General features: G+C 51.2%; 5 protein-coding genes, 3 pseudogenes and 1 riboswitch. Of the genes and pseudogenes, 4 read left to right on the forward strand and 4 right to left on the reverse strand.

The window, feature by feature from the left end; all coding sequences use genetic code 11:
- Positions 1-440 (forward strand): transposase (locus tag BUA24_RS10960; protein ID WP_178138814.1); only part of this gene is annotated, 440 nt, incomplete at its 5' end.
- 300 nt (positions 441-740) lie between these two features.
- A complete protein-coding gene (locus tag BUA24_RS12285) occupies positions 741-1,058 on the forward strand; it encodes a hypothetical protein (RefSeq protein ID WP_143146536.1) in 318 nt (105 codons plus the stop codon).
- Here BUA24_RS12285 and BUA24_RS10965 read toward each other — a convergent pair.
- Positions 1,028-2,208 (reverse strand): annotated as a pseudogene (locus BUA24_RS10965) (IS110 family RNA-guided transposase). The gene BUA24_RS12285 and the pseudogene BUA24_RS10965 overlap by 31 nt on opposite strands.
- A 1,572-nt stretch (positions 2,209-3,780) precedes the next feature.
- Positions 3,781-3,880: riboswitch (TPP riboswitch) on the forward strand.
- A 4-nt stretch (positions 3,881-3,884) separates the two neighbouring features.
- On the opposite strand from BUA24_RS10965, the pseudogene thiC reads away from it, so the two are divergent.
- Positions 3,885-5,516: pseudogene (gene thiC / locus BUA24_RS10975) on the forward strand (phosphomethylpyrimidine synthase ThiC); the annotation flags it as partial.
- A gap of 354 nt (positions 5,517-5,870) precedes the next feature.
- Here the strand turns inward: thiC and BUA24_RS10980 are convergent.
- From BUA24_RS10980 to BUA24_RS10990, 3 genes are all read right to left on the reverse strand, one after another.
- The gene (locus BUA24_RS10980) at positions 5,871-7,148 is read right to left on the reverse strand and encodes an MFS transporter (protein ID WP_072792474.1); all 1,278 of its coding nucleotides are present in this window, start codon (positions 7,146-7,148) and stop codon (positions 5,871-5,873) included.
- Positions 7,149-7,394: 246 nt separating this feature from the next.
- Complete coding sequence (locus BUA24_RS10985) at positions 7,395-8,615, reverse strand: NAD(P)/FAD-dependent oxidoreductase (protein ID WP_218587474.1); 1,221 nt, start codon at positions 8,613-8,615, stop codon at positions 7,395-7,397.
- A 93-nt stretch (positions 8,616-8,708) separates the two neighbouring features.
- Positions 8,709-10,091: an MBL fold metallo-hydrolase gene (locus BUA24_RS10990; RefSeq protein ID WP_218587475.1), complete on the reverse strand. Its 1,383-nt coding sequence runs from the start codon at positions 10,089-10,091 to the stop codon at positions 8,709-8,711.
- Positions 10,092-10,389: 298 nt separating this feature from the next.
- On the opposite strand from BUA24_RS10990, the pseudogene BUA24_RS10995 reads away from it, so the two are divergent.
- Positions 10,390-10,624 (forward strand): annotated as a pseudogene (locus BUA24_RS10995) (hypothetical protein); the annotation flags it as partial.

The following is a 10,624-nucleotide window of genomic DNA, read 5'->3' on the forward strand; positions in this document are numbered from 1 at the left end:
GCATCGATGACTTCATCGTCAACGAAGCAACCGCCGAAACGCCCGCACACGTCACCTGCCCAGCCAAGCACACGGTCACCATCTCGGCCAAGGGGAGAGCCTCCTTTACCAAGTACTCAAACACCTGTCCCCTAAAGGATCTGTGTACTCGCTCCAAGCGTGGGCGGGTGATGACCTTTGTCCCCAATCACTCCTATGCCAGGGCCCAACGTGCGAACTTTGCAAACGAGGAGATCAAAGCAAGCTACAAGGCCACTCGTCCAAGCGTCGAGCGCATCCATGCCCAGATGAAGCGCAAACTCAATGGTTCAAAGCTGCGCTACAGAGGTGTTGACAAGAACACGATGCACTATCTACTCCTTGGAACCCTCTGGAACCTAAAGGTACTCCTTCGAAACAACCTCACATTACAAGAGGGGGGTTGGGTACTGGCAAACTGATAGCTTCTCCCTCTCCTCCCCCTCTTACCAAAGCGGTGAGAGGGAGGAGGAACCAGAAACGAAGAACCGGCGGACAACCCGGGGAACCCATGCACTGCCTGGCACCTCACGGGGATGGGGCTTATTCAGTACGCTCCTAGGGCTTGCATTTGCTTTGGGCACAGGGGCGCTTTTAGCTGTTGAAGTGTGAAATACAAATACCAAATCGCCTCTGTACCCTCCGATCCTGTCGACATCTCCCTTGCTCTGGTAGGTCTCAAAGACATCCGAATCCTCTTTTATAGGTGCCCGGTCCAACCGTTGAGATCGCAACTGAACAGATCCTTAGAGATGTGCGCTGTTCGGATTGTGGGACTCGAGCTGTGGTCAAGGAGCATCCCTGCGTCTTCTATGTACATCATCCCTTTGGAGGAACACCCACCCACCCGGCTTAGATGGAGGAGGCACCGCATGTTCTGTCCTCATGAGCACTGCTCTATAAAGACCTGGACTATGGAAGATCACCGTATCTCAGCGATTGGATGCGTCCTCACCACCAGAGCCGCCAAGTGGGCAATAAAGCAGGTGGGGGTGTCCCTATCTCTTTGTCAAGCCGATAGAGCGATTTTCGAACGATAGAAAGTCTCACTCTTTAACATCGAATAGATCATGTCACACCTTCTCCTGGCTAAACAGATGATCGCCGCATTGTGCCTCTTGCCCTGTGCCCTTTTTTGCGCATAGTACGCCTTTGATTCCGGGTCACAGGTTGAGGCGACCCACGCTGATCGGAACAAGGCATTCTTCAATTGTTTATTGCCTCCTCTAGATGGGCTCTCTCCTCTGATCGAGGATCCCGATCGCCGAGTGACCGGCGCTATCTAAGCGTATGACGCTAGGTGGGCGGCAGTTGGAAAGCTGGAGCCATCGCCGACGCAAAGGAGTATTTTTTGGCTGCGCATCTGATGCCCACTCCTGGAATGGACATCAAGACCTCCAAGAGAAGGTAGTTCGCCAACAGTTTCTCCACCTGTTGTGCAACGTCCACCCTTTGGGCCTTGAGCGTCTTGATATTGAGAGCAAGCATTGGAATGACAAGTTCCACGGCGCCTGTCCCACTGACGCTCACGCTCTGTTGTGAGAGAGCTTCGAAGATCTCGTCGATGAGCCGCGATGGATAGCGGGAGCTCTTCGAGCGGGCAAAGCACATGACCTTTGCCTTACCAGCCTCACGGAGTCCGATCGGGCCGTGGTACTTGATGAAGAGCTCAAGCACCAGGGGTTGGGTCAGACGAGTCCCAAAAAGACCCTCTCGAGAGTAGGGGAAACCCCAACAAGAGGCTGCAAAGCCGGTTGATTGTCCTCGTGCATTCATGCGTGAGATCCTCGTCAAAGCCAGCGAGTACTTTGAGAGCTGCGAGCACCTCGCTCTCCTTGTCGATGGCTCGTAAGGTATGGGGCATCGAGCGAGCGGTGTTGGCGATGATGAAGGCGTCACGGGCATCGGTCTTCGCGTTGCCAGGATAGAGGTCAGCTGCCCTGCGCATAGCAAGACCGGGCAAGTAGGCGACGTCTACTCCAAGGTTTTGAGCTACCGCAACAGGCAGAGCTCCGATCGTGTTGGGTTGGTCAACGACAACGAGGACGCTACCCTGGTCTGTGGCCGACTGAAGAGTTCGGACAACTTCACTTCGTCTTGGGGAAACTCTCCATCGGCAAGCTTTTCCCCGTCCACTCCGATCGCAACGGCGTAGTGCGAGAACTTACCTACATCGAGACCACAATAGATGTCCTACGCACGTTCCATGAGCGGGTATCCTCTGCTTCTCTGAGGCCACAGTCAGACACCCGCTTTAGACACCCACGTTACGACGCGACCTAAGGATCACTCCATGGCCATGTCCCTATTTATCTTTTACAAGCGTCTCTGGGCCTAGCGACAACACCCCACGGATCATCAGTGACAGGGCAATTGAGTTATACAAGGCCCAGTGACCTAACCTCGACCATCAAGGCTTACCTAAATGGTAACGTGGCAGGACGGTGTCGGACGTGGCGGGGAAACTTGGATGTGATTGAGAGGTGGTGAATAAAGCCGTCGTCACCTACGGGGAGGTCCTACTGCCTCAAGATCACAAGTAACAAAAGACAACCGCTTCCGTAGGGCTAGATGAGACGCTATTTGTCCAAAGAGGCAGGTTCAAGACCAAACACTGGGCCACCACCGTCTCTGACGTGGGCAACCACCAGCTAATTTATCTCCTTTCCACTAGGGACTTCGTGGAGGTGGCCAGCTGGATCTCTCTTTGGTCCCATCACTTTCGAGCAAACCTCATCTATGGGGCCTTGGACCTCTCTCCCCTGCGGCGCACTCTACAACGTTGTTCTCCTAGGCGTCATTTAGGTCGTTGACGGCTTCCACCTCATTCGCCCGGCCAACCCAGCCTTAGACAACATCTAAAGGCGAGTGCAAAGGGAGTATCTCAGGCACAGGGGAAGAAAACACGACCCCCTCTACCCGGCTCGCAAGCTCTTAGTCATGCGCTCGGATCGGTTGGATGATATCGCCAGAGAACGCCTAGCGATCCTACTGAGTCTTGGGGATCCAGATGCCGGGGTCTTCTTGGCCCACAGGGTGAAAGAAGCTCTCCGACTTCTACGCAATATCTAACTACGACCAAGCCGAAGAGCACCTGACCTCCATCAAGACTCACCTGAAGAAGGCTTCTATGCCCAAAGAGCTGCAAACACTTGGCGACACTTTAGAGAGGTAGTTCTCCAAGATCATGGCCTATCACCTAGCCCACGTCACCAACGCCCCAACCAAGGGACTCAACAATGCTGAATAAGAGGATCAAGACCGGCAGCTTTGGGTTCAGAAATTTCAGACACTAAAGAGTCAGAGCTTTACTCTATGCTTACGAGCCCACCTTAGGACTCCTCGACTCTATTGTCGTTACCTAGGCCACACAAACACCTAGGCAAAGATCACAATCAACCCAACCGAAGCGAGGATTCCCCCTGCGAGGAGCTACTCAAGACAAAGAGCGGTCTCCTCGGCATCTTTCGAACAATAAATATGCGTAAGCGTCAGCAAAAACTAACACCCTTCGACTCATCGAAGCAACCAGCAAGGAGATCTCACCCCGCTAAAACCGGAAGAGCCCTGTATCTTTGGGACTTAGGTCCACTCACCCGTTTGCTCCATCGGTACTGCTACTACTAAGCGAACCGGGTCCCGTATCGCGACTAGGTTCAACACCCGTGCTTCGCACGTTGAGATCGTGATCACAGACGAGTGCAATCCTTCCCCACAAAATATTCGGTTACCGTTGATCTATCTTTGAAACCGTGTTAGGATTCAATGCATCACGGGAGCTTTCGGGCTGAGAGGGCATAAGGTGCCGACCGTAACACCTGATTCGGGTAATGCCGACGGAGGGAGAACTATGACAATAAAAAAACAACTCTAACGTCTATCTAAAATCTGATTGCCAAGACGTAGCTGTCCGAGTACGCCGAATATCTGCAAGTGGCAACGATTCAGAGCCGGGTGACAGATACCTTGATGTCTACGACACCGCTGGGGGGTTGCAGGTCGATAGCAAAGGACTCGATCCCTTGCGAAGAGATTGGATCATCGACCGAAAGGATGTGACTAATTACGAGGGTTCGTCTCAACAAATCAACCAAAACGGGCCCCTAGTAGCCAAAGACGGCTAAACGCCCACCCAGTTGTTTTATGCGCGATCCAACATCATCACCAAGGAGATGGTATACGTCGCACTGCGAGAGGGTGTATCTTCTGAGTTCGTTCGTGGAGAGATTGCAAATGGACATGCGGTGCTTCCGGCAAACATTAATCATCCCGAGACCGAGCCGATGATCATTGGATCTAAGTTCTTGGTCAAGGTAAACGCCAATATCGGTAACTCATCCGTCAAGGCTGATCTAGATAGCGAAGTGGCCAAGATGAAGACGGCAGTACGATTCGGTGCCGACACAGTCATGGATCTCTCAACAGGAACACAGATCAAAGACACCAGGGGCGCTATCATACGCAACTCCCCAGTTCCAATCGGAACGGTTCCGATATACGAGGCGCTACAAAGAGTTGGCGGATCCGTCGAAAAACTCTCTTGGGAGTTGTTTGAGGAGGTGATGGTGGATCAGGCATTACAGGGCGTCGACTATATGACCATCCACGCTGGGTTACTCCTTCCATACATACCTCTAACCACCGAAAGAGTAACTGGGATCGTGAGCCGCGGCGGTTCTATCATGGCAACTTGGAGTCTCGCTCACCATCGAGAGAACTTTTTGTACGATCACTTTGAAGACCTCTGCGAGGTCGCACAGCGCTTCGATATCACCCTGTCCCTAGGAGATGGTATACGGCCTGGGTCGATTGCAGACGCCAACGACGAGGCACAGATTAGTGAACTGAGAACTCTAGGCGAGCTAGTGCAGATCGCCAGAGCAAACTACGTACAGGTTATGGTGGAGGGACCTGGACACGTACCCATCGACAAAATAGCCGAAAATGTCAGGCTTGAAGATGAACTATGCGACGGCGCTCCTTTTTACACATTGGGTCCTATAACGACCGACTTCGCTCCTGGGTTCGACCATATCACATCAGCAATTGGAGCGGCAATAATAGCGACGTATGGCACCTCAATGCTTTGTTACGTCACGCCGAAGGAACACTTGGGACTGCCTGACGCCGATGACGTACGCGCAGGAATGACTGCCTATAAAATTGCAGCCCATGCAGCAGATGTAGCCAAGGGACATCCGGCAGCGCTTAGAAGAGACCTTGAGTTATCCAAAGCAAGGTTCGAGTTCAGATGGGAAGATCAGTTCAACCTGGCACTTGATCCTGAGGTTGCACGTAGCTTCCACGACGAGACTCTGCCTGCGCCAGCCGCTAAGAAAGCACACTTCTGCTCCATGTGTGGGCCGAAGTTCTGTTCTATGTCACTATCTCATCGGCTTCGAAAGGAGCAAAGGATTGAGATCAGAGCAAAGATGGAGGAGAAGTCTGCGGAGTTTCGCTCCATGGGAAGTGAAATATACATACCATCACAGCCATAGGTCGAACGGAGCTACTAGATCCTTTAGTGGGCTGGAATCCAAGAACGTCGATGCCTAGACAGATGATCCCAGGAATAACCGCTCCTATCACCGAAGGTATTGAAAATGATCAGAGACTCAATGCATTGGCCTTCTCTCATGGATATCAATTTTCATAATAGGTTCAAGACAGAAAGGAAGGCAGGGGACTTTGAGACAGATCCCTCAGACCCATTTCTTTGGCTGACACAACCAAGGCAACTCCCTCTAGCACACCGAGACAAGGTATTGACACACATCACAACCTCTAAATTCAACCTAAATGCTATCGTTACGTCGCACCGATATCACGTGCCAAGACTGAAGATCTGCGATTCATTGCTCTTCCTCAGGAGGTCTATCCTTGAAAAACACATAGTAGAGACCCGTGCTCGCCAACTGTAAAATACCTCCCAGTACCAAAGGAAGATCTAGAGACACACTATCGTAGATCACTCCTGCGACTGCCGGAGACACAGCCATGGCGATCTGGGAAGGTATGTTAGATATGGAGGATACACGTGCTTTAGCTCCTTCAGGAGCCTGGCCTAGAGCGTAAGACTGTCGCAGAGGTAGACTAGCCCTCTGAGCGATCATCCGTACCGCATAGAACAGCCCTGCAAATGCAAAGTTAGGCGCAAGTGCCCACGGTATTAGTAGCACGCTTTGAACCACTCTGAGCATGACTGTAGCACGCACGAGGCCGTACCTCTCGGCTAGCTTCGGAGCAATTATCCCAGATGATAGAGCCACCACATTCACCGCTGCATACAAAAGCCCAATGGTTGCCGTGCTAACGGCGAATCTCCTGTATAACCAGTAGGTTATGAAAGGGCCATAAAGTCCGACCGACAACCCTGTAAGTGTGTTGGTCGCCCAAAGCCTCGCAATGAGTAATCTTGCTGCATGCGGAAGAGGTATCTTCTCTTTACTCTTTGATCCTTTACCTGGACGAGCATTGGCTATCGGTAGAACGACAAGACCAGCGCCTAGAGCGAGTGCGCCCACTAGCAGCATCGATCCCCTGAACTCTAACATTACGAATGCGTGGGACCCGTGCTTTGAACTAGACATCAAAGCAAGAAGCGAACCTACAAAAGCACCAGCTGTTGAGAACATCGAGACTCTGGCGAAAGCCTGATTTCTATCTTTAGCCAACACAGACGATGCGATTAGAGAGCTTTCAGCCGGTTGATAGGGGCCAATTTGGCCAGCACCAGCACCTGCTCCTCTTCCATAAGATGCAAGCATCGCCATCGGCACGAGCAGAAAAACATTCGATGTGAAGGCAAACACCACAGAGGCTGCCGCAACGATCATCGGGAACAAAACCAAAAACGGCTTCGCACCAACTCGGTCAGAGAAGACCCCTACCAAGTAGGAAAGGACTACAGCAGCAAAGGCTATAGCCATGAACAAGACACCGAGCGAGGTAGCACTAAAGCCGATCAATACAAGATACACAGGAACGAGAACTCCGGCCAAGGCTCTCGATGCGCTCATCAAGGCCCTTGCCAGCAACACTCTACGAAGATCCCCTCCTGCAATGCTTCCGTAGATGAGCCTCTCAACTTTCGATGGGACCTTCAGGTAAGTGTCTTCAGCTCTACTCAAGTCAATCGGTCCCCATATTTGTACTAGTATCGTCTCGATAGCCAGCTAACCACAATTGCTGACCCTCAGGTTAACGCCAGGCAAATTAGTTGTATTTCACAATTATTAACTTTCGTAGCAGATCATCTGGCTAGACACCCAAAAGCTAGCGCAGGAGCTGTGTCGAGACAAACACACTATCGACGAGCCCATAAGACTCGCCGATAGTGGAAGGATCAGACTTTAGCGAAAGCGAGATGCGCTATCTTAGGCTAAACCTTTCAACATGAAGTTCCAATACAGCAAGGGAAGTCCATAGCGCTTGAGAAGCCACATATCATATCGCTCCTTCTTAGTATCGATTAGAGGAATCGAAGGCGTGGGCTTCAAGGTATAGTCAAACTCAGCCAACAACATCGACCTCCGAGAGGTGACTAGAGGGCAAGAAGCATATCCTCCATAACTCGCAGAAAGAGGTTTGTTCGCCATGTGATCGAGTAGATTTTGAACCACCACCGGAGCCTGCTTCCGAATCGCAGCACCGGTCTTGGAGTTAGGACTACTTCCAGCATCACCAAGCGCAAAGATGTCCGGATAGCGGGTGTGCTGCATGGTGTTCTTATCTATCTGCACATAGCCCGCAGGGTTATCCGGATCAGCGATAGCTGAGGACTTTATCCAGTCCGGAGCGCTCTGTGGTGGTACCACATGCATGAAGTCAAAGTCCAACGTCGACTTCGTGCCGCCCTCTGCATTATTGACGATCGTTGCGGTCTTCGTTGCAGGATTGATCTCGACAACTTCACTTTGGAAGTGAACTTGAATGCCATAGCGAGCGACTACTTGCTCGAGAACCTTAGCGAACTCTGGGACACCAAACATGCCAGGGGTCGGAAGAACCAAGTGGACGTCTATCTTTGACAGCACTCCAGTAGAGCGCCAGTAGTCAGCTGCGAGGTACGCTATTTTTTGCGGTGCCCCAGCACACTTAATAGGTCCAGACGGCATCGTGAAGATTGCCGTGCCTTTCTTTGTAGCGCTTAGAAACTCCCAAGTCTTCGGCGCAAGCTCATAGGTGTAGTTCGACGACACTCCGTCCTTACCGAGCATCTCAGCACTCCCTGGTAGTCTGTTCCAGTCAAGTTGGATACCAGGACATACGACCAAGTAGTCGTAACTGATATTGAGATCATCCTCAGTTGTGACAGTCTTTGCATCCGGATCGATCGTTATCGCCTTGTCCCGAACCCATGTAACCCCTTGAGGGATATACTTCGACTCATCCCTAACTGTCTCAGCCGCCTTAGCGACTCCACCTCCGACTAAAGTCCATAGAGGTTGGTAGTAGTGGTACACCGAGGGTTCTATGATAGCGACGTCATGTACTTTAGCTTTCGCTAGGCGAGCCGCAACCGTGATACCCGCCGATCCCCCACCAACAATCACAACGTTATGATGCAGATTCTTCACTTCTGCCCCTTTCTGCAAGGCCGTCGCCAAACGGCAATGCAAACCCAAAACCAAACCAACTACATCACAGGCACAGCGTCTTGCTACACCTGCTACTAACCAGTAACTTCCCTATGGCCTCTTTATGTTGAAGCCAACCTCTTTTGCTACATCAAAGCTATCGTCGATCAAGCGGACCCTCTTTCCAGAAGCTTCTATGAGGCTTGCTGCAATAGAGGCACGATAACCACTTTGACAGTGTATCAGATGCAATCTTTCGTCATCAAGAGTTGCACGGATCTCATGTACCTTCTCAAGAGGTACATGCTTAGCCCCCTCTATGAATCCGTTGTTCCACTCATCATGGCGCCGAACATCAATTATAAGGAAATCCTCCTCAATTTCCTTGCCGTCAGCGAAAGAGACGATCTCGTAAGAAGATGTGATCAACTTGTCGTTTCCAAGCAAAGAGACATCGCCGATCACGGCGTTTCTAATATTGTCAAAGCCGATCCTAGAGAGATCGATCCTAGCCCTTTCAAACTGTTCGATATCTGCCGCCATCAAGGTGATGGTGGCATCAAAGGGTACAACCCATCCAAAGAAGGTGGTGAAGGAATTTCCGTACTCGATGTTGTAGGTACCGATAATGTGAGCCTTGGCAAAGTCTCTCCGGGAGCGCAGATCAACTACCCACTCCCCCTTTGTGATTCGATCGTAGATGTCCTGAGCGCTCTGTAAGGCGGGCGGCTCAAAACGTGGAGCCCTGGGCCCGGCCGAATTAATTCTGCCCATATGAGCATAGTACTTAGGATATGCAGTCAGACCTGCGATGATAGTCTTTGCGAAGAGTTCTTCATCATCGAATTTAAAGACGATATTGTTCCTTTTTTCATCCCCAAGAGTGGATGTTGAACCGCCGGTCGTAGCCACGGAAGAGCAGAAGCTGCCAAAACCATGAGTCGGAAACACGCCAAAGTGCTCGGGAAACTTCTCCGCCAGCCTTCTAACCGAGTGGTACTGGGCCTTCGCTAGTGGTTCGGTAAGTTCCGCCGAAATCAAGTCGGTTCTTCCAACTGAACCAAAGAGCATAGAACCACCAGAGAGGACCACCCCCTCACCTGACCCGTCAGTAACGACATAGGAGAGGTGGTTGGGAGTGTGTCCTGGAGTAGCCACTACCTCAATCTCAAGTCCCCCGACGGTAATCTTGCTCCCGTCCTTTACACCATTGCGCTCAAACGAGACGTTATCAGCCTCATTAACGTAGTAGGGTACCTGGAGTCTCGTAGCCAGCTCGTATCCACCGGTTACGTAGTCGTTATGGATATGAGTCTCGGCTACAGCCCTAATCTCAACCCCGGCATCCTTCGCAGCTTTTATGACTCTTTCGATGTCTCTTTGTGGATCAAGCACGAACGCCTTTGATCCATCATGCACTAGGTAACTTCTGTCTCCAAGCTCTGGAGTTTCGATAGTGATTACGTGCATAAAACCCCCAATTCCTAAAACCAACTATGCCAGTAACCTCAATATATCACATCTAAAAAAGTTGTACGAACAATTTCGCTACGATATGTGTATTGAATTTATTTCTTGATTCGAAGTCAATATCACATTTCTTATGGGACATCGATTCAGCTGCTGTATATCCCAGCGATAGGGGAGGTAGGCAACTGTCACAACTATCTAAGCCTAGAAGCACCGACCAACTCTGTGAATTGGTCGCCCAAAACTAAAGAAAGTGCCCCCTGAGCTGGTAGAATAGGTGTAGAAAAGCATCCCAAACGACCAACCAAGGAGAACACTTTCTGTGAGCAAACCTTATCACACGCCAGACGCTATCGAGGTCACCTTTGACGATGAGAATCTGGTCGCCAATGCGGGACTTCTCTTGGTCTCCACCCTTGCCCAAAGGCTTGGTCTCGATGCTCTCATCTCGGAGCGGGTCGATCTCACTGGTCGAGTGGGTGGAGCCAATAAAGCGAGTAAGTCATTGACCCTCATCCATGCGATGGTGGCAGGAGCCTCTCACATCGACCACGTTG

It is taken from the genome of Ferrithrix thermotolerans DSM 19514 (assembly GCF_900128965.1).
Classification (GTDB): domain Bacteria; phylum Actinomycetota; class Acidimicrobiia; order Acidimicrobiales; family Acidimicrobiaceae; genus Ferrithrix; species Ferrithrix thermotolerans.